Source organism: Brevibacterium sanguinis (assembly GCF_003315415.1).
In the GTDB taxonomy this organism is placed as follows: domain Bacteria; phylum Actinomycetota; class Actinomycetes; order Actinomycetales; family Brevibacteriaceae; genus Brevibacterium; species Brevibacterium celere_A.
This window is the reverse complement of the sequence record NZ_QNSB01000001.1, coordinates 220,368-242,549: the sequence shown is the minus strand read 5'-3', so window position 1 is coordinate 242,549 and position 22,182 is coordinate 220,368. Positions and strand designations below refer to the sequence as shown.

Annotated in this window: 20 protein-coding genes; 12 read left to right on the top strand and 8 right to left on the bottom strand. The window is 62.5% G+C overall.

Going from position 1 to position 22,182, the window contains the following annotated elements:
- Positions 1-119: 119 nt before the first annotated feature.
- Positions 120-728: a GNAT family N-acetyltransferase gene (locus tag DFO65_RS01070; RefSeq protein ID WP_113902562.1), complete on the bottom strand. Its 609-nt coding sequence runs from the start codon at positions 726-728 to the stop codon at positions 120-122.
- A 245-nt stretch (positions 729-973) separates the two neighbouring features.
- On the opposite strand from DFO65_RS01070, the gene DFO65_RS01065 reads away from it, so the two are divergent.
- On the top strand, positions 974-1,804 hold the full coding sequence (locus tag DFO65_RS01065; RefSeq protein ID WP_113902561.1) for a phytanoyl-CoA dioxygenase family protein: 831 nt from the start codon (positions 974-976) through the stop codon (positions 1,802-1,804).
- Positions 1,805-1,915: 111 nt separating this feature from the next.
- On the opposite strand, the gene DFO65_RS01060 is transcribed toward DFO65_RS01065, so the two are convergent.
- A complete protein-coding gene (locus DFO65_RS01060; protein ID WP_113902560.1) occupies positions 1,916-3,106 on the bottom strand; it encodes a M20 family metallopeptidase in 1,191 nt (396 codons plus the stop codon).
- A 59-nt stretch (positions 3,107-3,165) separates the two neighbouring features.
- Between DFO65_RS01060 and DFO65_RS01055 the strand changes: the two genes are divergently transcribed.
- Positions 3,166-4,251, top strand: coding sequence for an AsnC family transcriptional regulator (locus DFO65_RS01055; protein WP_147233198.1), 1,086 nt, complete (start codon positions 3,166-3,168; stop codon positions 4,249-4,251).
- A gap of 76 nt (positions 4,252-4,327) precedes the next feature.
- Here DFO65_RS01055 and DFO65_RS01050 read toward each other — a convergent pair whose 3' ends face one another.
- The 3 genes from DFO65_RS01050 to DFO65_RS01040 form a co-directional block, all read right to left on the bottom strand.
- Positions 4,328-4,957 (bottom strand): isochorismatase family protein, encoded by a 630-nt coding sequence (locus tag DFO65_RS01050; protein WP_113902558.1) that lies wholly within the window; start codon positions 4,955-4,957, stop codon positions 4,328-4,330.
- A 434-nt stretch (positions 4,958-5,391) separates the two neighbouring features.
- A complete protein-coding gene (locus DFO65_RS01045) occupies positions 5,392-6,837 on the bottom strand; it encodes an aspartate aminotransferase family protein (RefSeq protein WP_113902557.1) in 1,446 nt (481 codons plus the stop codon).
- Between the two features lie 33 nt (positions 6,838-6,870).
- Positions 6,871-8,301, bottom strand: coding sequence for an APC family permease (locus tag DFO65_RS01040; RefSeq protein WP_113902556.1), 1,431 nt, complete (start codon positions 8,299-8,301; stop codon positions 6,871-6,873).
- Between the two features lie 292 nt (positions 8,302-8,593).
- Here DFO65_RS01040 and DFO65_RS01035 point away from each other — a divergent pair, with 292 nt between their 5' ends.
- Both DFO65_RS01035 and DFO65_RS01030 read left to right on the top strand, forming a co-directional pair.
- Positions 8,594-9,955, top strand: coding sequence for an NAD-dependent succinate-semialdehyde dehydrogenase (locus tag DFO65_RS01035; protein ID WP_113902555.1), 1,362 nt, complete (start codon positions 8,594-8,596; stop codon positions 9,953-9,955).
- Between the two features lie 93 nt (positions 9,956-10,048).
- On the top strand, positions 10,049-10,687 hold the full coding sequence (locus DFO65_RS01030; RefSeq protein WP_113902554.1) for a helix-turn-helix domain-containing protein: 639 nt from the start codon (positions 10,049-10,051) through the stop codon (positions 10,685-10,687).
- 42 nt (positions 10,688-10,729) lie between these two features.
- Here DFO65_RS01030 and DFO65_RS01025 read toward each other — a convergent pair whose 3' ends face one another.
- Entirely contained in the window at positions 10,730-11,707 is a 978-nt protein-coding gene (locus tag DFO65_RS01025; protein ID WP_245940430.1) for a zinc-binding dehydrogenase, read from the bottom strand.
- On the opposite strand from DFO65_RS01025, the gene DFO65_RS17215 reads away from it, so the two are divergent.
- The gene (locus tag DFO65_RS17215; protein ID WP_245940435.1) at positions 11,612-11,989 is read left to right on the top strand and encodes a hypothetical protein; all 378 of its coding nucleotides are present in this window, start codon (positions 11,612-11,614) and stop codon (positions 11,987-11,989) included. The two genes, DFO65_RS01025 and DFO65_RS17215, sit on opposite strands and share 96 nt — an antisense overlap.
- 28 nt (positions 11,990-12,017) lie before the next feature.
- On the opposite strand, the gene DFO65_RS01020 is transcribed toward DFO65_RS17215, so the two are convergent.
- Positions 12,018-13,127 (bottom strand): enoyl-CoA hydratase/isomerase family protein, encoded by a 1,110-nt coding sequence (locus DFO65_RS01020; RefSeq protein WP_181778562.1) that lies wholly within the window; start codon positions 13,125-13,127, stop codon positions 12,018-12,020.
- A 120-nt stretch (positions 13,128-13,247) separates the two neighbouring features.
- Between DFO65_RS01020 and DFO65_RS01015 the strand changes: the two genes are divergently transcribed.
- The 7 genes from DFO65_RS01015 to DFO65_RS00985 all read left to right on the top strand — a co-directional run bounded on the left by DFO65_RS01015 (position 13,248) and on the right by DFO65_RS00985 (position 20,808).
- Positions 13,248-14,141, top strand: a complete 894-nt coding sequence (locus tag DFO65_RS01015; RefSeq protein WP_113902552.1) for a LysR family transcriptional regulator — start codon at positions 13,248-13,250, stop codon at positions 14,139-14,141.
- 351 nt (positions 14,142-14,492) lie between these two features.
- On the top strand, positions 14,493-15,851 hold the full coding sequence (locus DFO65_RS01010; protein WP_113902551.1) for an MFS transporter: 1,359 nt from the start codon (positions 14,493-14,495) through the stop codon (positions 15,849-15,851).
- An 84-nt stretch (positions 15,852-15,935) separates the two neighbouring features.
- Positions 15,936-17,516, top strand: coding sequence for an AMP-binding protein (locus DFO65_RS01005; protein WP_113902550.1), 1,581 nt, complete (start codon positions 15,936-15,938; stop codon positions 17,514-17,516).
- On the top strand, positions 17,509-18,327 hold the full coding sequence (locus DFO65_RS01000; RefSeq protein WP_113902549.1) for an enoyl-CoA hydratase/isomerase family protein: 819 nt from the start codon (positions 17,509-17,511) through the stop codon (positions 18,325-18,327). The genes DFO65_RS01005 and DFO65_RS01000 overlap by 8 nt, the downstream gene beginning before the upstream one ends.
- Before the next feature lie 30 nt (positions 18,328-18,357).
- Positions 18,358-19,131 carry an enoyl-CoA hydratase-related protein gene (locus tag DFO65_RS00995; RefSeq protein ID WP_113902548.1) on the top strand — a complete coding sequence of 258 codons (774 nt, stop codon included), beginning with the start codon at positions 18,358-18,360 and terminating at the stop codon, positions 19,129-19,131.
- The gene (locus DFO65_RS00990) at positions 19,118-20,155 is read left to right on the top strand and encodes an acrylyl-CoA reductase family protein (protein ID WP_113902547.1); all 1,038 of its coding nucleotides are present in this window, start codon (positions 19,118-19,120) and stop codon (positions 20,153-20,155) included. The genes DFO65_RS00995 and DFO65_RS00990 overlap by 14 nt, the downstream gene beginning before the upstream one ends.
- 89 nt (positions 20,156-20,244) lie before the next feature.
- Positions 20,245-20,808: an OsmC family protein gene (locus DFO65_RS00985; protein WP_113902546.1), complete on the top strand. Its 564-nt coding sequence runs from the start codon at positions 20,245-20,247 to the stop codon at positions 20,806-20,808.
- A 480-nt stretch (positions 20,809-21,288) separates the two neighbouring features.
- On the opposite strand, the gene DFO65_RS16875 is transcribed toward DFO65_RS00985, so the two are convergent.
- The gene (locus DFO65_RS16875; protein ID WP_147233196.1) at positions 21,289-21,972 is read right to left on the bottom strand and encodes a hypothetical protein; all 684 of its coding nucleotides are present in this window, start codon (positions 21,970-21,972) and stop codon (positions 21,289-21,291) included.
- Positions 21,973-22,182 lie beyond the last annotated feature (210 nt).

Sequence of the window (22,182 nt, the reverse complement as noted above, 5' to 3'; positions counted from 1 at the left end):
CTCCTCATTCGGGGTCGAACACGCCTGAGAGCCGTCCGTCGTTCCGGGCACCGGAGCGACGACTCAGGGTATGTGCGATCGTAGCCGGACCGCGACGCATGTCAAGGCGGCGGCGAGACTCACCCCGGCCACCGTCGCATGACGATCCGCGGCACCCCTCCCACTCGTGAACGGGTGTCCGCGACCTTGTCGAACCCGGCCTCCTCGAACATCGACCGCAGTCCGGGATAGGTGTGGATGGCGTCTACCTTCTCGGCAGTGTCGAGCGGGTAGGCCTCGATGACCTCGCCGCCATGAGCTCGGGCGAATTCGACGGCCCCATCGATGAGCTGCCGGCCGATACCCTGGCGCCGGTGTCCGGCCCTGGTGCGCAGGCAGAAGATCGACCATGGCTCGATGTCGTCGATCCGCGGGAAGACGGTCTCGTCGCGGAGGTCGGCGACCTCCGACCGCGGGGCGACGCCGGCCCAGCCGACCACCTCGGCGCCGGCATAGGCGAGGACGCCGGGGGCGGGAGTGCGTCCGCACAGGTCGAAGACCCGCTCCCGTCGGTCGTGCGCGTCGAGCGTCGCCGCCTCCCGCGTGCCGAGGCGATACGTCAGGCACCAGCAGGCCTGCGCGTCGGGGCGGCGCTTGGGTCCGAGCATCTCGACCACGTCGTCGAAGACGTCCCGGGTGGCGGGCCGGAATCGCAGGCCCTCCGTCTCGGGGGCATGTGAGTCCTCCATGGTCTCCCCTCTCTCACCACCAGCGTAGGCCGCGGGACCGAGGAGCTCCAGCGTCTTCGCGCCGCGAGGTCGACGAACCGGGCACCGGCGCGGAATTCGGCGCGTCCTGGCCCGGTCCGCCGGCACTCGCGCGGTCCGCCGGCATCCGCGGTCCTCTGGCACTCGGGTGGTCCGCCGGCATCCGCGGTCCTCTGGCACTCGCGTGGGACGGGGAGGCACAATGGGCGGGAGGAGAGGAACAGACCATGTCGACCGTCCACATCGTCCACGACCCGATCGATGACCGGCGCCGAGGCGAGCTGATCTTCGGCGGCGCCCTGCTGATCTTCTCCCGTCCTCCCGGTCTCGAGACGTTCCGAGACCGGATCGCCGACCTCATCCTTGAGCGGTTCGACGGGATCGATCCCGAAACCGCCCATGCTGCGCTCGAGCAGGAGGCGCTCGACGCGATCATCACGGGACTCCGCGAGGCGGTGCGCACCGATGCGGGAGTCCGCGAAGCCGCTCTGGCTGCCCTCGAGGGCGCCGGGGTCAACCTTGCCGACACCTGGTGGGACAGGGTCAGTCTGCGGATGCTCCCGCCCGGTGCGGCGCACGACCAGCGAGGCACGGGATGGCATCGCGACACCTGGGGATCGAACATCGCGGCCCAGACCAACTGGTGGACCCCGATCTTCCCCATCACGCACGAGCGGACGATCAGCTTCGCTCCCGCTCTGTGGCAGCGGCCGGTGGCCAACACCAGTGCCGACTGGAGACCCGTCGCCGCCAGACAGCAGCTGGTCCCGCTCATCCCCGAACCCGCGGAGGCGATCAGCGACTCAGCAGAGCTGCCGATCGTCATCGAACCCGGCGACCTGCTGTGCTTCTCCGCCTCACAGATGCACCGCAGCGTCCCCAATCGCACCGGCCTGGCCCGGTTCTCCGTCGAGGTCCGCACCGTCACCGGTGCCGACCTGCGGCAGGGACGTGGAGCACCGGACCTCGACACCGCGACTCCTGAGGTGCACTATCGATGGTTCAGACACGTGGCCGACGGCAGGCGGCTGACCGCCCCGGGCCGACTGACTCGTTGATCGAGCCGTCGGAGGACGGGTGACGGGCGGTGTTGCCACAAAGAGCACCGGCGGTGCGACTCCAGGACTGCACCACCGACTCCGTGGAAGGACATCTATCAGCCTGAGTCCTCAGCGGCACTCGAACTCCGCGGCGAAGTCGGCGACCAGGCTCGGGTTTTGCAGGACGTGCAGGGTGGTGGCAGCCATGATCACGGCACCGTCGGCGATGACCGGGACTGCCTCGGCGCTGCCCGAGGCTGCGGCGAACTCACGTGTATGCGGGACGAGCCCCTCATCCAGTGCGATGATCGGATGGATTGAGGGAACAACCTGGGAGACATTGCCCATATCGGTTGATCCCGCACCGATGGGAGTGAGGTTCATCTCCCGGCCACAGGCGATGAAGGCTTCGGTGGCAAGCTCCGCCAGACCAGGGCTCGGTTCCATGGCCAGATAGGCCGGAATGTCCTGAGTGATCTCCACTGTCGTTCCGGTGGCGAGCGCCGCACCTTCGAAGCATCGCTTCACTCGCGGAATGACGTTGTCCAGCAGCTGCTCATTGTCCTTGCCCCGCACCAAGCACAGGATCGACGACGATTCAGGGATGACATTGGGTGCCTGGCCGCCGTCGGTGATGATGCTGTGGATCCGGATGTCGTCGGGCAGCTGCTGGCGCAGCAATCCAATGGCGTTGAGTGAGAGCGTGCTCGCATCCAGGGCGTTCACTCCCTCCTCCGGCTCAGAAGCGGCATGACTGGCCCTCCCGGTGAAGGTGATCTCGAATTCCGCGCATGCCAGGGTGACGATATCGCTGTTGTTGGTGATACCCGGATGGATCATCATTGCCAGATCGACTTCGTCAAGCACTCCCGCTTCGATCATCGGCACCTTACCTGCCGATCCCTCCTCTCCCGGGCTGCCGACCACCGTGAGCCGCGCCGGGGTCCCCGGCCTGTCACTGAGGAGATCTTTGACCAGCAGCGCCGCGCCCAGACCACAAGCCGCAATGATGTTGTGGCCGCACCCGTGTCCGATTCCCGGGAGAGCATCGTATTCGCAGTAGATCGCGATGTTCGGTGCCGTCTCATCCGCATCCGGAGTGCTCCACCGGCCGACGAAGGCCGTGTCAAGACCAGCATATCCGCGCTCCACAGCGAAACCGGCCTCTTCGAGCTCGTCGGCCAAACGCGCCGACGCTCGGTGCTCCATCATGCGCAGCTCCGGATTCGCGTGGAGGTCTGCTGCGACATCACTCAGTTGCCCGATGCGGTCGGCGAGAAAGCCCTCTTTCAGTTCGGACACGATGCTGGTCACTGTCATTCTCTGCTCCTGGTGTCGGCGCGGCTCATGGACGGGCACTGCGCTCGGATGGTCATTCCTTGACAATCATAAAAATCGATACATACGATCACCCAGAACTCACAGATTTCAACTCTGATTGGCGAAAAATGATCAATACGGACATTCCGGCCATGCCGGGATCGGCCCTGCTGTCCGAAACGGACTTCGCTCTCTTCGACGCCTTGCAGCACGATCTCCGCGCACCCTGGTCACAGATCGGCTCCCGTGTCGGCCTCTCCCCCACTGCGGCCAAGCGCCGCTGGCACAGGCTCGTGGACACTGGTGCGATTTGGACGTCCACCTATCCTGGGCCCGGCTCGGATCGGATTCTCGCCGAAATAGAAGTGGCGTGCGTCAATCGCCGTATCGAACAGCTGTGCCGAAAGCTCTCCAGACAACCGAGGATCATGACTCTCACGCAAGTCACCGGACACTTCAACGTCAACCTCACTGCAAATGCGGCCTCCCTCGACGAACTTCGCGGCATCATCAACGATGTCATCGGCGGAGCCGAGGGAGTGCAGCAGATCCGAGCGAACATCCTCACTCAGACGTTCCGCGAAGGAGATGCGTGGACGATCGGGGCATTGGCTGGGGAGCGGATTCCCAGCACCAAGTCGCCTCGTCCGCTTCGAGTCTCCCTGGACGATCCCCGATTCCTCGCGGTACTCGGGGAATTGGAGAAGGACCCGCGAGTACCGGCCGCACAGGTCTCACAGGTCCTGGGATGCTCCACAGCCCACGCTCGACGATTCATCCTCGGACTGACGCGGAACTCGATCATCACCCAGCGAGTGGAGATGGCTCCTGCCTCAAGCGGATGGTCACACACCCTGATGCTCCAGATCGCCGCCGACCCGCACGACCTTGACAGCGCCGTCCGGAAGATCTCCGATATGCCTGGAACCCGGCTGTGCTCGGCCAGCACGGGAGGACCGAGCAATCTGCGTGTCGGCATCTGGCTGCGCAGGCTTGAAGATGCGTCCGCAGTCGAACATCGGATCGCGGCCGCAGGGCGACTGGAAGTGAGCAATCGGAGTATCGTGCTCAAGCACTACAAGAGGGCAGGGTGGATGTTCGACGAGAACGAGAAGCGCACCGAGTTCATCGGCTGGAACGGTTGAGGCGCATCACCGGACGCACTGGCCGGGCACGAGCATCGGCGGGAGCGTTCCCTCCGATGCTCGTGTCCGAGTGCGCTCAGGCCTGAGCACGCCCCCGCGCCGCCGATTCGATGAGGTTGTCGCCAGGCAACGCTGCCTGGGCGCGCACCGCTTCGGTCCACGTCTGCGTGGTGGCCACCGAGGCCCAGTTGGAATTGAGCAGCGCCATGATTGTCTCATGCACCTGCCGCGCAGAAGCCGAGCCCGCCTCATTGACGAGGTCGATCGCACCGGTCGCATCCGAAAGCACCTCGACGCTGATGCCGAGGGGTTCGGCCCCGGCCGCGGAGGCGAGCACGCAATTGTTCGTCATATAGCCGACGAGAGTGACCGTGTCGATCTCACGCTCTCGCAGCCACTCCTCGAGGCCAGTGCCCACGAAGACGGACCCGAAGGTTTTCGAGACGTGCAAGGAAGCACCCGCCGCGCGCTCCTCGATCTCGGGACGGAGTGGATAGGTCGCCGACTCAGGCGCGAAGACAGGGGACCCGGCGGGCGCCTGATGCTGGACCAGGACCACAGGGACATCCGCTTGGTCGGCCTCATCCATCGCCTGGACGATCCGGGCGCTGGAGTCCTCACGATCGGGATACTGGACCTGCAGCAGACCCTCGAAGTACTCCTGCTGAGCGTCGATGACGACGAGCGCGCGTCGCGGTGTGGACATGTTCTCTCCTGATTGTCGATGTGATGATGCGAGTGGATAAATTGATGTGATGGTGCGGTTCCCGACGGGTGCGCTGGAAGCTGAATACTCCTGAAATGGAACGTTCCCGGCTGCGAGGTAACACTCCGAAGACGTAGCGGTTCCCTTGACGATGGCAACGAGGCGGGGCATGGTCGCTCGAAATTCCTGCGCCAGTTCGATAGCGGTTGGACGTTCCAGCTCCCGAATCAGTGAATTGGCGTGGAGGCATCCGAGACTATTCGCCCGCGAAGCTGCTGCTTCGTCCGACGTCCCTCATCCAATCAGTCAGAAGGACTCCATGCAGGTTGAATGAATAGCGAAGAGTTCTGTCGAGATGCATTCGTCAGAATAGCACTTGCGGACGCTTCCCCTCTGAACGAAGCGTCCGCAAGCGCCGGTGACGTTCAGCGGTGTCAGGAGTGAAGAAGGGGAACCAGATCAGTGAACACTTCTCGCACTCGTTCGACCAGCCAATCGACCTCCTCCCGAGTCATGATCAGCGGTGGAGAGAACTGGACCAATGGGGTTCCACCATGGTCAACTGCCACTCGGCAGAGGATTCCGGCGGCGTTCAGCGCAGGGCTGAGATGACCGTTCACGAAATCATCTGCACTGATCGTGCCCGACCAGGTACCGTCTGCCTTATCCGTCACCAGTTCGATCGAGTAGTGGAACCCAGCGCCGCGCACGTCTCCAACGAACTCGACGTCAGACAATGTCTGCAGCCTTTCCCGGAAGTGGCTCTCATTCGCTCGGACGTTCGCAAGCACGCCCTCACGCTCCATGATCGAGATGTTCGCCAGCGCCGCTGCACAGGCGCTCGGGCTGCCGCCGTAGGTGAGACCGTGCATGTACATCTTCGCCGGGCCGTTGAGCACGGTGTCAACGACGTCGTTGGTGGCGATCATTCCGCCCAGAGGCACATGCCCGGAGGCGATGCCCTTGGCGAAGGTGATGATGTCCGGGCGCAGACCGAAACGGGTCGAGGCGAACCATTCGCCGAGGCGGCCGAATCCGCTGATCACCTCGTCGGCGACGAGAAGCACCCCGTACTTGTCGCTGATTCGGCGCAGTTCCTCGCAATAGCCCTGCGGCGGTACGAGTGATCCGCCGGCGTTCTGCAGGGGTTCGACGAAGATGCCGGCAACGGTGTCGGCGCCCTCCTGGAGAATGAGCGACTCGATCTCGTCGATCAGCTGCTTGGTCATCTGTTCGTCGGTCTCACCGACCGGTCGCATATACCGCTTGGTGTTCGACACGTGGCGCACACCGTGCATGAGCGGTTCGAAGGGCTTCCGGAAGGCCGTCATGCCATTGATCGACAGCGCCGCATACGAGGTCCCGTGATAGGCCACGCGACGGGCGATGAACTTGGTGCGGCTGCTCTCGCCTCGTGCTTGGTGGTATTGGCGAATCAACTTGACTGCGGATTCGTTGCTCTCACCTCCGCCCGAGGTGAAGAAGACTCTCTCGAGCCCCTCCGGTGCCAGTTCGGCGAGCTTCGTCGCCAGCTGCACGGCTGGCGGATGTGCGGCACCCCAGTTCGTGTAGTAGGGCAGAGCCGACATCTGGGACTTCACCGCCTCGCCGATCTCTCCGCCGTGGCTGTAGCCGACCTGGACGCAGAACAGTCCCGCCAAAGCGTCAAAGTAGCGTCGACCAGTCTCGTCTTCGATCCAGCAGCCCTCGCCGCGAGACATGATGGCCGGCGGTTTGGAGTCGTAGGCCTCGGCCCCTGTGAAGTGCATGATCAGGTGCTTCTGCGCCTGTTCCTGCAATGCCGAAGGCTGGCGTGCGGCGACGCTGTTCGACTGATCGTCGGCCGTAGGTGCAGTGGTGCCGGGCAGTGTTGTCGTCATCGTGATTCATCTCCTTGTGTGACGATGGTGCGATCAGGACTGGTGTTGGGTGGTTGGCGCGGAGACGGATTCGGCGTCCTCGGTGTCGACTTCTGATTCCTCAGCGTCGGTGAGCCGGATCTCCGGCATCGGCTTGCGGAACATCCGGGTGAGCACGGCCAGCCAGATGACTCCGACGACAACCCAGCAGAATCCGATGGCGAAGGTATGAGCTGACAGCTGTGTCCACAGCCAGAGGGTGAGGACCACGCCGATTGCGGGCAGAAGCCCGAAGCGCAGCCAGTCCGCGAATGAGTGCATCCGGCGGTCGACGATGTGGTGTTTGATGACAGAGAGATTGACGAAGCTGAACGCGGTCAGAGCACCGAAGCTGATGACGGAGGTCGCCAGGTCGCCATCGATGAAGAGTGCGGTGAGTCCGAACAGACCGGAGACCAGCGTCGCGTTGACCGGTGTGCCGAAGCGGGCGCCCAGAGTTCCGAAGAAGTTCCGTGGCAGCGCCCCGTCGCGCCCCATCGCGTAGATGATGCGGGACACGCTGGCCTGGGAGGCCATGGCGCAGGCGAAAAGTCCGGCACAGTAGCAGGCGGTGAAGAGCGCGGACAGCCACTGGCCGCCGGCATGTTGCATGATCTCGAGCGAGGCAGCATCCACATTGGCGAAGCGAAAGCTGGGGAAGACCATCTGTGCGATGTAGGCGATGACGATGAACATTCCACCGCCGATGAGAGTGCACAGGACGATCGCCTTCGGAATGCTGCGGCGCGGGTTCTTGGCCTCCTCGGACAGTGTCGAGACCGCATCGAAGCCGAGGAAGGACAGGCACAGCATGGCCGCCCCTGCCATGATGCCGGCAAAGGGCATGTCACCGTTGAGGAACGGGCTGATCGGAGATGGGATCTCTTGACCATTCATGGTGCGAATCGAGGCACTGGCGAAGACGATGATGAAGATGATCTGCACGCCCACGAGGATCAGGTTCATTCGTGAGACCAGTCTGATTCCGAGGATGTTGAGTCCGGTCACGACGACCACAGAACCGATGATCCAGACGGCAGTCGGAACGGTCGGAAGGTACTCATGCATGTAGATGCCGAAGAACAGGTAGCAGATCATCGGCAGCAGGATGTAGTCGAGCATCAGGGTCCATCCGACGACGAAACCGGTTCTCGCTCCGAAGCTCGATCGAACGTAGGCGTATGCGGAACCGGAGCTCGGCTGTGTCCTCACCATCGCCGCATAGCTGAGCGCGGTGAAGAGCATCGCCGAGAGAGTGACCACATAGGCGGTCGCAACATGCCCGTGGCTCAGCTCGCTGACATAGCCGATGGTGGTGAAGACCGTCAGGGGAACCATATAGGCCAGACCGAACAGGATGAGTGCCGGGGTTGTGAGAATGCGCTTGTAGCTTCCCGAGCGCTTCGAGGTGTATGTGGCGTCATGTGAGAGCGGGGGTTTCTTCATGAGGCGTCTTTCCCTTCATTGGGTCGCCGTGCGATTGTGCGAAAGTGCTCAGATCTGAAGAGGGTCTTCCACTATAGTGGTCGAATTCCACTCATCTTGAACGCTCTCAGAGGCAATGTCAATGGTCCACCGTCAAGCTGCGCCGCAATTCGCCCTCCCGCCTGCAGGTGTGCAATCGTGCGCGGAAATGCGCAGGAATCGGCATTGTCACGGGAGCGGGGCGTGAAGAAGAATGCTGAACATCCCACCCCGACTCGGACACCACGAGTCTGCACATTGCGAATGAGGTCCCATGTATCAGACGATCAATCCCGCCACTGATGAATTGCTCGATGAGTACCCGACCGCGACCGACGCCGAGGTCAGTGCCGCGATCGAGCGTTCTCATCGGGCATACACGCACTGGCGTCGGGTACCGCTCGATCGGCGGATCAGTGCGATCCGAGCCGTTGCGACGGCGATCCGCGAACGCACTGATGAACTCGCCCTGATCATCACGCAAGAGATGGGCAAGCGCATCGACGAGAGCCGCGGGGAGCTCCAGCTCGTCGCAGAGATATTCGACTACTACGCTTCTGCAGCACCGGAGCTCCTCGCCGATGACACGATCGCGATCGACGGTGCCACCGCCTACGTCCGAAAGGAACCCATCGGTGTGATTCTGGGAATCATGCCGTGGAACTTCCCCTATTACCAGGTCGCCCGTCTGGCCGCGCCGAACCTCGTGCTGGGCAACACGATCCTCCTCAAACATGCCAGCAACTGCCCGCGGGCGGCGGCGGCCATCGAGGAGATCATCGTCAGCTCGGGAGTGCCCTCGGATGCCTTCATCAATGTCTACGCCTCGTCCAGCCAGATCCCCGACATCCTCGCCGACGACCGGGTGTGCGGGGTATCCCTGACCGGCAGCGAGAAGGCCGGCCTGGCTGTCGCCGAGCTCGCCGGGCGCAACCTGAAGAAGGCCGTCCTCGAATTGGGCGGGTCTGATCCGTTCATCGTTCTCGACACCGAGGACATTGCTGAGACGGCCGAGATCGCCGTCGCCTCCCGCATGGGCAACAACGGGCAAGCCTGCAACGCGCCGAAGCGGATGATCGTCATGGATGAGATCTACGATGAGTTCGTCGCGGAGTTCGCAGCACGACTGGAACGCTACGGCCCGGGAGACCCCAGCGATCCGAAGACGCTCCTGCCGCCCCTGTCCTCACGGGCCGCGGCAGAGGAATTCGTCGCGCAGGTGAACGACGCCGTCGAGAAGGGCGCCACCCTCCACTGTGGAGGCACTCAGCTCGACGGACCCGGCGCCTATGTCAGCCCGGCCCTGCTGACAGGAGTGAAGCCAGGAATGCATGCCTACGATGACGAGATCTTCGGACCCGCTGCCGTCGTTTTCCGAGTCCGAGACGAGGACGAGGCCATCTCATTGGCCAACGATACGAAGTTCGGCCTCGGTGCCAGCGTCTACAGTGTCGACCGGAAGCGTGCGGAGCGGGTGGCTGAACAGCTCGAGGCGGGGATGGTCTACATCAATGCCCCAGGAGGATCACGTGCCGAGCTCCCCTTCGGAGGAGTGAAACGCTCCGGAATCGGCCGTGAGCTCGGACCTCTGGGCATCGAGGAATTCATGAACAAGAAGACGATCATGATCCGCTGACGAACAGACATCCGTCGGGTCATCCTATCGTGCCGTCGAACACGACACCGCACGTACTCGGGGCAGAGGCGTTGCCCCGAGTACTGTGGTGCCATGACCAGGGAACAGTCCGGGATCTCGCCGACTCGGGTTTCGCTCAAAGAGATCGGGCGTCGAGTCCGCAACGAACGCAACCGGCAGCAGCTCACCCTTGTCGAGCTCTCCGAGGCCAGTGATACAAGTCGCAGCATGCTCTCGGCGATCGAGCGCGGAGACAGGGCACCGACGGTTCTTGTGCTCGATCGGATAGCCAATGCCCTGGGGGTCAGCGTCTCCCGGCTGATGACCAGGGAGACGCACAGCAGGGTCTCCATCCTCCGTAGGAACGAGCAGAAGATCATCGCTGACCGGATGGATCTCTTGTCCGAGCCCGGCTATCATCGTCGGATCACCTCGCCGGTCATCGAGGGCGTCGAATTCGAGATGGGGCGACTCGAGATGAATGCCTTCGTCGATGCCGGCGTGTTCTCACCCCACCAGCCCGGATGGGCCGAGTACGTAGCCGTCGAAGAGGGCAGCCTGGAAATCGACGTCGATGGCGAGCCGTATCGGCTTGAGGCCGGAGATGCGATCCATTTCGCCGCCGACTGTGATCACGCCTATAGGAATCCGGGCGCCACGACCTGCGTGGCCTATATCGCCATGTTCGTCCATCCGCTCCACACCGGCACAAACCACGATTCGGATCGCTGATTCACCTGACGGCGCCGACACGCCTCATGCCAGGAGTTGGCTTCACGACATGGTCGGGTTGATCTCCACCAGACCGCGACCGCGGATCTGACGTCTATCGAGCAGTTCGTAGGCGAGTGGGATCTCATCGAAGCCGAAACGCTGGGTGATGAGCTTCTGCAAGTCGATGTGACCGCGAGCGGCGAGTTCGATGACAGCGGGCATCGCCCCGGACGCCGAGGCGCCGAATGAACCGAGGATGCGCAGCTTTCGTCTGACTACCTGGGTGATGTCGATATCCATCGTGTGGCCGACGGGAGCGATTCCTGCCAATACGGCTCGTCCACCATCGTCGAGAAGGCTGACGGCGAGCTTGACGGTCGGCTGCGATCCCAGTGCCTCGAACGCCACGTCGACTCCCCGCCCGCACAGGGATTTCACCGCGTCAACCGGATCCCTGTCGGCCGAGTTGACGACATCCGTCGCCCCGAACTCGGCGGCCAATGCCAGCTTCTCGTCATCGATGTCGATGGCGATCACTCGCTCCGCCCCGAACGCGCGCGCCAGGTGGATGATGCTCAAACCAATCCCGCCCGCCGCGACGACGGCGACTGTCTCCCCCTCGGTCACCTCGGCGATCGATCTGACGGCGCCGTAGGCCGTGAACAAGCTGCAGCCGAGCAGCGCCGCCTCACCCAGGGGCACCTCGTCGGGGAGCGGAAACACCGCACGTGAGGGGACCACACAGTGAGTGGCGTGCCCGCCCATGGAGTACATCGACACCGGGTCCCCGTTCTGGCGGTGGATCCGAGTTGTGCCGTCATAGAGCTTCCCATTGAGCCGATTGAACTCGAAGAAGTTCACGCAGATGTCCTCCAATCCGTCGGCACAGTGGCGACACGCGCCGCAGGGCATGATGAAGCTGCACACGACTCGATCGCCCGGTTGGACATCCACGACATTCGGACCGATCGAGCGGACGATCCCGGAGACCTCGTGTCCCAGCACCGCCGGCGTCGGGAACCGAACCTCATCCTTCATCACGTGCAGGTCGGTGTGGCAGACACCGCATGCCGCCACCTCTATGAGCACTTCCTCCTCGCGGGGTTCGCTGAGGACGAGAAACTCCTCCCGGAGCGGTTCATTGGGCCCTTCGAGGACGAATGCGCGCGTGAGCCCGTCGTCGTTGGCAGCGGCCTGATCCTGTGTCTTCATCATGTCTCCTGGATGGTCGGCTGCACCGTCGCGGTCGATGGTGCCGGGTTGTATGCGCAATTGTTCGGTGGGGTGGTGTCGGATGGAGCCTCGTTCGGGAGCGCGTGACAGTGACCCCGTCTCGACTCTGCTGCGGTCAGGGTGCCACGACCGTCTCATGGGCTGCGGACCAGTGTGCATGTGCGCCGTCAGCGATCAATCCGACAAGACGGTCGGCTTCCTCGGCCGGCTCCTGCCAGGCGGCGATTCCGTCCTTGTCGACGAGCACGGACCGGACTCCTTCGATGAAGTCGCTCGTCGCCGCCATCTCTCGGGCCAGTCGGAGCTCGACAGCCAAGCAGTCTTCGAGCGTGTGCTCGGCTCCCCAGCGCAGAAGAGCATCGGTCACGCGCAGGCTCTGCGGCGAGCGACCGGCGAGGACCGAGAGCACCCGCTGGGCCCAGGCGCTGCCTTCCGCGTGCAGGCGAGAAATGATCTCGTCCAAGCTCGGAGCACCGAAGCAGCGGTCGATCTCGTGGCGGTGGGTTTCCAATTCCCCGATGTCGACGGTGCCGCCGTTGTCGTCGGAGTCGGCGCTGCCGAGTCGACCCAGGACCGACGTCAGCGGCGTGTCGGGGTTCTGTGCGATGAGTGCAGGCAGTTCGGCGAACTGCCCCGCGGACAGGCGATGGGTGGCAAGTCCGCTGTACAGGGCGTCCCGATGGTCGATCGTGACTCCCGTCAGCCCCAGATACCGGCCGATGGCACCCGGAAGCCGAGGGAGGAAGAAGCTCGCACCTACGTCCGGGAAGAATCCGATGGCGGTCTCCGGCATCGCCAGCTTCACCGCGTCGGTGACGACCCGGAAACGGCCATGCATCGATATTCCCATGCCCCCGCCCATGCACACTCCATCGATGAGCGAGATGATCGGTGTCGGATGATTCGCGATGGCGGCATTCAAACGGTATTCCTGTCGAAAGAACGCGTCGATCGCCTCAGCCTCACCGCTGAGCGAGAGCCGGCGGATCTCCTTCACATCTCCACCCGCGCAGAAGGTCTTCGGTCGGGACGATGCGATGATGATCGCCCTGAGGTCGGCGGTACGCCATCGCTCGAGATCGTCATGAATCTCTCGGACCATTTCCTCGTTCAGGGAATTCAACGCTGTCGGCCGATTGAGGAATATTCTCCCCACTCCGGATTCGATAAAGGACACACTCGAATCCTCTTCCGGAAAGCACATGCGTGACAACGATGTTTTCATGGGTCGATTCTCATCCGACGTCCGGCCGTTCGCAATCGACAATTTGCCACATTTAGGTGCATCTGTGCACACTGTCAGCATGTCAACGACGTCATGCCTCCATTACCCGGTGATGCTCCCATGATCTCCGCCGATGATCTCAGCTACTTCCTGCAGGTCGCACGACAACGCCGCCTCACCCTCGCCGCGCATGCCTTGGGTGTGAACCACACAACCGTCGGTCGGCGGATCACTCGGCTCGAAGAACAGTTGGGGCAGCGCCTGTTCGATCGACGCAGCCAGGGCTGGGCGCTGACCGAGGTCGGCGAACGTCTAATGGTTCACGCCGAAACAGTCGAAGATGCCCTGTCCGCGGCAACCACTGTGGCCACTGATTCCGGTGCCGCATTGTCGGGGTCGGTGCGGATCGTCGCTCCGGATGGCTTCGGCGCGTTCCTTCTCGCTCCGGCCCTCGGGCCGCTGCGCAGGAAGTTCCCCGAACTCACGATCGAGATCATGACGGTCAGCCAGCGAGGTTCGTTCACCGAGCGGGAGTTCGATGTCGCTGTCGTGCTGGTCGAGCCTTCGCAGCACGCGGTGTGGTCCCAACCGCTGCTCGACTACACTCTCAGGCTCTATGCCTCGCGAGACTACTTCGATTCGCATCCATCCGTGCAGACGGTTGATGACCTTCGCAAACACACCTTGATCTTCTACGTCGACGAAGCTCTCGATATCAATCCGCTGCGAATCATGAGCGAGATCCTTCCCGATCACACTGCACGGATACAGATCAACAACATCACGGGACATTGGAAGGCGACAGCCGCAGGTCTCGGGATCTCGCCGCTTCCCAGCTATATCGGCGACAACGATGACAGCCTGATTCCGGTGCTGCCAGATCAGGTGTCGGTGAAGCGTCGGTATTGGATCGTCGTACCCCGTGGGCTCCAGCGACTGCGCAGGGTACGAGAGGTCGTCGCTCTGGTCCGATCGATTCCACTGAGCTCTCCCGCCATCGCCGGCACCAACTGAATCCCCCATCACTTCCCTCCTCCGCAGGCGCTCTGCCTGTGGCCCGCCTCCGTTGGGTCCACGCCACTCACTGTTTCGTGTACTGCCGAAGCGGCTAGGACTTGTCCCGGCAACTGTTCCCACGCAAACTCGTGTGCAGTTCTGCACAGCTCTGTGTTCTATTGGTTATTGCCCCGGTCAACGTTTCAGACCAATACTGACATCACATAATTCGTTCGTTGCCGCGATCTGACTTAGCGCGAGATAAGCAGATCCCCCAGAAGGCCATGAATTACCAAATAGACGCCCCACTACTGCCGGGGTTCGGCCAAAATCGATGACGATGATTAGCCACAGGAGTTTGCCATTACCATGATCGCCCAGAACACAGCAGCGTCGAAAACGCGCCCCATGGCCACTCGCTCCGCCATTGGGAGCCTCGTCGGCACATCGATCGAGTGGTACGACTACTTTCTCTACGGCACGGCCGCGGCCGTGGTCTTCGGTCCGCTCTTCTTTCCCGATGTCGATCCCCTGATCGGGCTGATGGCCTCTTTCGGCACCTTCGCCGTCGGCTTTCTGGCCCGACCGCTGGGCGGCTTCGTCGCCGGACACGTGGGTGACCGCGTCGGACGCAAGGCCATGCTTGTCGCATCGCTGCTCATCATGGGGATCGGGACCACGCTGATCGGTGCACTGCCGACATTCGCACAAATCGGATACTGGGCACCGGCGCTCCTTCTGCTCCTACGAATCCTCCAGGGATTCGGCGCTGGCGCCGAATGGGGAGGCGCGGCCCTGATGTCGGTCGAACACGCGCCGAGCAACAAGCGCGGCTTCTATGGCAGCTTTACGCAGATCGGCGTGCCCGTGGGAATGTTGATGGCCACCGGTGCCTTCGCCCTCACCCGCGCACTCATCGGTACCAGCGGGTTCCTGGACTGGGGATGGCGCCTTCCCTTTCTGTCCAGTGCAATCCTCATAGTGGTGGGCTTCGTCATCCGTATGGCACTGCAGGATCCTCCCAAATTCCAGGAGATGAAGGAACAGAACGAAGTCTCGAAGAATCCCATCGCCGATGTCTATCGCCACGAGCAGCGCAATGTCTGGCTGGCCACCGGAATGCGAGTGTCGCAGAACGCCGTCTACTATCTCTACACAGTGTTCGCCATCTCCTACGTTGCCCGGTCCCTCGGCTCCGACAGCAATGTCACCCTGGTGGCGGTGATGATCTCCTCAGCGGTCGGCATCGTCTCGACACCGCTGTGGGCGATCCTCTCCGACAGGATCGGGCGCCGCAGGATCTACATGTTCGGTGCAATCGGTGGCGGACTGTTCATGGCCCCGTTCTTCTTGCTCGCCGACACCGGGAATCCGGCCCTCATCGTCATCGCGATGCTCATCGGCGTCAACTTCTTCCACGATGCGATGTACGGTCCTCAGGCCGCCTACTTCTCGGAGTTGTTCAGCACCGGCGTGCGCTACAGCGGCGCGTCGATCAGCTACTCGATCGGATCCGTCTTCGGTGGCGGGTTCTCGCCCCTCATCGCGACGGCATTGCTGGCAGCGGGCGGAGGTTCGCCCTGGCTGATCATCGTCTACTTCCTTATCCTCAGCGCCATCACTGCGTCCTGTGCCTATCTCACCAAAGAGACCAGTCGGCGCGACATCGACGATGACACCACCATCGCCCGGAAACCGGCCCGCCTCCGAACCGAGACTCCGACCTGAGACCCGAGGCCCTACCGCCGCCATGCCCTCGCCGGCTTACCGCAGAGTCCGCCGCACCACCGCTATCACCGAGAACGAGGAACGATGACCATCCAGCTGACAATCGATCACCTTCTGTGGAGGATGCACAACGTCCATCCCGAGTCACAGGTGGTGACCGTCAACGCAGACGAAACCATCGAACGGCGCACATTCGCCGAGAGTGCGTACAGAATCGAGGCTATCGCCCACGCTCTTCGTGAGAAGATCGGCCTGAGCACCGGGGATGTCGTCACCGTGTTCGGATGGAACGATCGGGAGCACTTCGAACTGCTCCTGGCCGTCCCCCTCGCAGGAGGAGTGCTCAACAGCGTCAATCTCCGCCTCGGCTCGACAACCATGCCTCAAATGGCGACAGACCCGCGGCCCAAGGCAGTGGTGTTCAGCGATGGAATCCTCGACCACGCCTCTGTCGGAGAGGACGTGCGCGCCGCGGTCACCGCCGCTCACGATGCAGGCGCCACCGTCGTGCATATCGGCCCATCCTCGGCCTCATTCGTCAGCGATTCGATCCTCTATGACGATCTGCTCGTCGACGAACCGCCTGTGCCCCGACCGTCATGGGTGAGCAGCGAAGACCAGACCGCCTTCTTGTTCCACACCAGTGGAACGACCGGTGCACCGAAGTCGTATCCCGTCTCTCACCGCGCGGCACTCCTCCACTGTCTGAGCGAGGCCAGTGTGGACGCCACCGGACTCTCGAGCACCGACCGAATGCTCCCCCTGGCCCCTTTCTTCCATGTCAATGGCTGGGGTCTGCCGCTGACCTGCGCACTCACCGGTGCCTCACTCGTGTTGGCTGGATCCGACGTCAAACCGGCACGAATGGCGCGGCTGATGGATGCCGAGAGCGTCACGGTGGCTGCGGCCGTGCCATCCGTCTGGTTCGGTGTCTGTGCAGCGATCGCCAATGGCGACGCACCCCGTCCTTCGCGGCTACGCGAAGTCCTCACCGGTGGGGATGCCCTGCCGGAATCGGTCTGGAACAGTCTCAAGACCCACCTCGGCGTCAGTGTGGCAACGGCGTGGGGCATGACCGAGACGATGTCGTGCAGCACCTATGAACGCGATCAACCTGCTGAACATGCCGGCAAGCCCATCCCTCTGGTCGAACTCAGGCTCGAAGACGCCTCCGGTCAGGACGAGGATTCGACGGTACCGGGGCGGCTGCAGATCCGCGGACCGTTCGTCATCGGGGATGCCGACCCCGAGGGCTGGTTCACCACCGGAGACATCGCCACGATCAGCGAGGAGGGCACTCTCACTCTGCGCGATCGGGAAAAGGACCTCATCAAGTCCGGTGGCGAATGGATCGCCTCGGCCGAGATCGAACAACGCCTCTGCGCTCACCCAGCAGTCGCAGCGGCGGCAGTCGTGCCCGTCAGCGACCCGCGTTGGATCCAACGACCACGGGCCTATGTCGTGCTGGCCGACCCCGCGTCCTCCACCGATGGGCTTTACCGCATGCTATCCACTCACCTGGCAGAGAAGTTCCCCCGATGGTGGCTGCCGGACCAGATCGAGGTGGTCGACGCCCTGCCGACGACCACCGTCGGAAAGATCAACAAGCGTGCTCTGCGCCAAATGGCAGAGACGACCACAAAGAAAGGTGTGACCCTTGTCTGAGAACTACATCGTCCGCGAGGATTCCGACAGAATCGCGTGGCTGACGATCCACAGGCCCGATAAGCTCAACGCCCTGTCGACCACCGTGATGGGCCAGCTCTCCGCCGAGCTCACCCGGGTCGACAAGGATGACTCCGTCAGTGTCGTCGTGCTGCGCGGCATCGACAAGGCCTTCAGCGTCGGATACGACATCTCCGAAGAGGTCGAACTCGGTGTTTCGACGGCAGAGCAGTGGCATGCCGGACTGTCGAACAACGTCGGGCTGACCATGCAGGTCTGGGGACTGTCGAAGCCGGTCATCGGCGCGGTCACCGGATTCTGCCTCGCCGGCGGCTGTGAACTGGCCATGGCGTGTGACATTCTCATCGCTGCCGAGGATGCGAAGTTCGGCGAACCGGAGATCAGATTCGGATCCGGGCCGGTCACTCTGCTCATGCCCTTCCTCATCGGGCAGAAGAAGACGAACGAGCTGCTCTACACCGGTGACACGATCGATGCGCAGACCGCACTCGAAATCGGAATCATCAACCGCGTCGTCGCCGGCGACGAGCTGATGGACACCGTGGATGCGATGGCCCACAAGATCGCCCTCACCCCGCTGAAGATCCTCCAATACACGAAGCGTTCGCTCAAACGCGCCTCCGAGGCGATGGGGCTGCGCGAGGCAGTCGAATCGAATCTCGACATCGCCGCCGTCCTCAATTCGGCCCACACGGAGGAGCGCGAGGAGTTCACCCGCCTCGTCGCTACCGAGGGCCTGGGGTCGGCGTTGGCGTGGCGCGACAAGAGATTCAGCACTGTCGAGGACTGAGACGAGCTCCCGTACCGCCGAAAGGACACCATGGAATTCACCACGATCGCCACAGAGATACGCGGCGCAGCCGGACACATCACCCTGAATCGTCCCGAAGCTCTCAATGCGCTCAACCGGGAGATGATGGCCGAAGTCTGCCATGCCGCCCACGAGATGGATACCGATGACGCTGTCTCCGTGATCATCATCCGCGGATCGGCCAAGGCCTTCGCAGCCGGCGCGGACATCAAGGAGATGGCGGATCTGTCGTTCGCCGATGCCCATCGGATGGATCTCTTCGCTGGGTGGGACTCATTGACGCGAGTGCGCACCCCGATCGTCGCCGCCGTCTCCGGCTATGCCCTCGGCGGAGGCTGTGAACTGGCGATGATGTGCGACCTCATCATTGCCACAGACACCGCCAAGTTCGGTCAACCGGAGATCAGACTCGGCATCATTCCGGGCATGGGTGGAACTCAGCGTCTGACCCGAGCCATCGGGAAGGCGCAGGCCATGGACATGATCCTCACCGGACGGATGATGTCAGCGGCCGAGGCGAAGGACTGCGGTCTCGTCGCCCGTGTCGTTCCGGAGGACGATTTCGACGCGGAGATCGACTCGTTCGTCGAGGACATTGCCGCACGTTCACTCATCGCCAGCCGAATGGCCAAAGAGGCCGTCAACTTCGCCTACGAATCCACGTTGTCTGAGGGTCTGCGCCTCGAGCGCCGATTGGTCCAGTCGACCTTCGCAACCGAGGATCAAAAAGAGGGAATGGCCGCATTCATTGAGAAAAGGGAGGCCAGCTTTGTCAACCGCTGACTCTGCTCCGCACGCGACGGAACACTCCGGCACCTATCGAGCACTCGTCGCCGATTCGAAAGCAGGAGCTGGGATCTATACTTTCACCGATCTGCCGATCGCAGGGCTGCCCGACGGTGATGTGACGATCGAGGTCGACTGCTCCTCCGCGAACTACAAGGACATGCTGGCCTTTGACCCCGGCAGCAAGGTCGTCCGGCAGTATCCGCTGGTTCCCGGCATCGATCTGGCGGGAACCGTAAGAGAATCGTCTGCAGCTGAGGTCCCCGTCGGGACGCCGGTGCTGGCACACGGCTACCGGATCGGGACCGGACAGGACGGCGGATTCGCCGAGCTGGCCAGGGTGCCGGCCGAATGGGTCATCCCCCTGAACAGCCTTTCTCCGCAGCAGGCGATGGCCATCGGCACCGCCGGGTTCACAGCGGCAATGAGTGTCATGACCATCGAGGAGGCCGGAATCCGCCCGCAGGACGGTCCCGTCCTCGTCACCGGGGCCAGCGGCGGAGTGGGCATCTGCGCCGTGGACATGCTCTCGCGGCTAGGCTTCGAAGTCGTGGCATCGACGGGCAAGGACTCCACCGCGGATCTGCTGCGGAGCATGGGAGCGACCGAGGTGGTCGGCAGGGTGACAGGCGATCCGGATGAGCGGATCCGGCCACTGGGGAAGTCGACCTGGAGCGCGGCAGTCGACACCGTAGGGGGCAGGACTCTGGCGACGGTGCTGCCCACCATGGCCTATGGCGGCGTCGTCGCCGCCAGTGGGAACGCCGGCGGCGTTGACCTGTCGACGACAGTCTTGCCCTTCATTCTGCGCGGCGTTCGACTCCAGGGGATCGATTCGGTGATGATGCCCATCGAACGCCGGCGCGAGGTGTGGAAGCGGATCGAGACGGACCTCATGCCCAGCAGACTCGACCAAGCCACGCACACCATCGAGATCAAGGACATCGCCACCGTCCTCGAGGCGATTTCAGCGGGAACCCACATTGGCCGCGCAGTCGTCAAGGTCAAAGACGGATTCTGAACCGGCACCCCCGAGAAGCGCCACCACTTCACATACCCAGCAACCATGTCTCCCACCAAGCACGGAGACAATCAGATAAGGAGAAACAGATGACCGAGACAACCACCATCCAGAACGGTGTCAACCTCGACGACCTGCACGGCACTATCAACGCAGTACGGGAGAACCGCACCCTCGGCGAAGTGACCTTCGCCGTGAACGGCACGTGGAAGGGCGGGTTCCGCGTCGACGCGCGCACCGGCGCACTGACCCAGGCCGGGCAGTCCGATGCGGAACGCGACGGCAAGTTCACGATGTCAAGCGACGAACCGACGGCGCTGCTGGGTACGGACACGGCCGCATCACCGGCCGAATACATCCTCCAGGCGCTGGCCGGCTGCTATACGGTTACCCTTGCGGCAAACGCCGCCTCCAAAGGCATCGAGCTGAAGTCCTACGAACTGCATCTCGAAGCCGACTTCGATCTGGCATCCTTCCTCGGTGTCGCCCCAGAGGAGGCACCCGGAGCCAGCCAGATTCGCGTCGATGTCACCCTCGATGCCCCCGGTTCCACCCGGGCCGAACTCGAGGAGCTCGTCGAGGTCGTCACCCAGCGGTCACCGATTCGCGACACCCTGGTTCGTCCGGTCGATGTGGTGACGACCCTGGTCTGATCAGCACCTCAGCGGGGTGTGTCCGAGGCGACCGATTGCCTGTTGGACATACCCCGCCGTTGTCGACCTGCTGGGCCGCCCCATTGGTGTCATTGGTATTTGAAAGCATGGCTCATTTCCCACTGCTCTTGGACGACTACTACGCCCAGATTGTCAGCCTCCTCTTCGGACTCGCTGGCGATAATGCCCAAACTTGCCCGAGTTTCTCTCGTGCCCGAAGCGAGAAGAGAGTTGTCAACGGGCATGGCAGGCTCGAGAAATCAACGTTCGTGCATGTCACCTTCACCGCAACATGCGCCTAGTCACCTTCTCGGATTCCGGTTCACCCTACCTCTTCGACAGGGCCTCGAACTTCCAGGACATGCATGTGGCCCTAAAGGTCGAGTGGCCCTCGAACATCTCACGTGCGCCGGTCATTGTGCTCACTCACTCCCTTTCCGGCGCGCAGCGAGGGCAGCGAACATGCGCCGGACGGGTGCCCTAATTCCACTGCTTGCTCATCAGAGATCTCGGTATCCACTTCGGCGGGTCGTATGTATGGACCAATTTCCAATTCGAGGAACGGGGATCTTCGATTGCATCTCGGGTCGTCCAGTAGTGAGTTTCCATCCACTCACCGTTACTGAACGTACTTGAGTAGTAGAAGATGACCCGAATCGTGCTCGGCTTGAACATCTCGTGCAGCCCCAGAGTGACCGTTGCGTATGACATGAGGCCACTTGCGTAGGCAACGGAATCACCAAACCCTCGGCTGGAGGGGTCCCCGTCTGCAATTATCGGGCCGATCTCTTTCCTGCTAATCGAGCCGCCTGCCATTTCCCAATAGACACGGCAGTCATCCACGTTGAACTTTGACTGATTTGCTATGGTCAAATGCAAGCCGGTCACAGAATTGTCCTGGGGTGGTCCATATGTGTTCGGGGTGACGGTCAAGGATAGCTGGGGTCGCGTCGCTTCAGCCATCGCTTGATTGGCCTCGTTCGCCTGCTTGCGATTCGCATCCGCCGTGCGAAACGCCAGAAAGGCGGCGAATACACTGCCCAGCGTAGCTATAAACTGCGCCCAAGCTCCGATTCGAACGCTCAAGCTATCGTTCGCAAGGTACACTATCCCTATGAAAGCAACGATTGCAGCCGCTGCTCCAATCCATATCCACTTCTGCATATATCAACCCTAGTCCAACCGGAAGCACTGTTGGATTTCGACCTACTGTGGAGATCCACTTCGAGCCAATAATAGGCTGGGTGATAGTCGCCAAGCCCGGCGACTACTACCTCAATACTGGTAATGCTGCGGAGAGCGACCACAGAGCTTACGTGTCAGCATCGTGACTGCACGTTCGACCCCACGAACCAGGGGTTCCGAGAACTTTAC

Bases quoted from the DNA above. Each gene is read 5' to 3' on its own strand.
- DFO65_RS00995 (WP_113902548.1), top strand. From the start codon at position 18,358: ATGGAATTCACCACGATCGCCACAGAGATACGCGGCGCAGCCGGACAC.
- DFO65_RS01040 (WP_113902556.1), bottom strand. From the start codon at position 8,301: ATGAAGAAACCCCCGCTCTCACATGACGCCACATACACCTCGAAGCGC.
- DFO65_RS01070 (WP_113902562.1), bottom strand. From the start codon at position 728: ATGGAGGACTCACATGCCCCCGAGACGGAGGGCCTGCGATTCCGGCCC.
- DFO65_RS01060 (WP_113902560.1), bottom strand. From the start codon at position 3,106: ATGACAGTGACCAGCATCGTGTCCGAACTGAAAGAGGGCTTTCTCGCC.
- DFO65_RS01005 (WP_113902550.1), top strand. From the start codon at position 15,936: ATGACCATCCAGCTGACAATCGATCACCTTCTGTGGAGGATGCACAAC.
- DFO65_RS01035 (WP_113902555.1), top strand. From the start codon at position 8,594: ATGTATCAGACGATCAATCCCGCCACTGATGAATTGCTCGATGAGTAC.
- DFO65_RS01025 (WP_245940430.1), bottom strand. From the start codon at position 11,707: ATGAAGGATGAGGTTCGGTTCCCGACGCCGGCGGTGCTGGGACACGAG.
- DFO65_RS16875 (WP_147233196.1), bottom strand. From the start codon at position 21,972: ATGCAGAAGTGGATATGGATTGGAGCAGCGGCTGCAATCGTTGCTTTC.
- DFO65_RS01010 (WP_113902551.1), top strand. From the start codon at position 14,493: ATGATCGCCCAGAACACAGCAGCGTCGAAAACGCGCCCCATGGCCACT.
- DFO65_RS00985 (WP_113902546.1), top strand. From the start codon at position 20,245: ATGACCGAGACAACCACCATCCAGAACGGTGTCAACCTCGACGACCTG.
- DFO65_RS01015 (WP_113902552.1), top strand. From the start codon at position 13,248: ATGATCTCCGCCGATGATCTCAGCTACTTCCTGCAGGTCGCACGACAA.
- DFO65_RS01020 (WP_181778562.1), bottom strand. From the start codon at position 13,127: ATGAAAACATCGTTGTCACGCATGTGCTTTCCGGAAGAGGATTCGAGT.
- DFO65_RS01045 (WP_113902557.1), bottom strand. From the start codon at position 6,837: ATGACGACAACACTGCCCGGCACCACTGCACCTACGGCCGACGATCAG.
- DFO65_RS01030 (WP_113902554.1), top strand. From the start codon at position 10,049: ATGACCAGGGAACAGTCCGGGATCTCGCCGACTCGGGTTTCGCTCAAA.
- DFO65_RS01050 (WP_113902558.1), bottom strand. From the start codon at position 4,957: ATGTCCACACCGCGACGCGCGCTCGTCGTCATCGACGCTCAGCAGGAG.
- DFO65_RS01065 (WP_113902561.1), top strand. From the start codon at position 974: ATGTCGACCGTCCACATCGTCCACGACCCGATCGATGACCGGCGCCGA.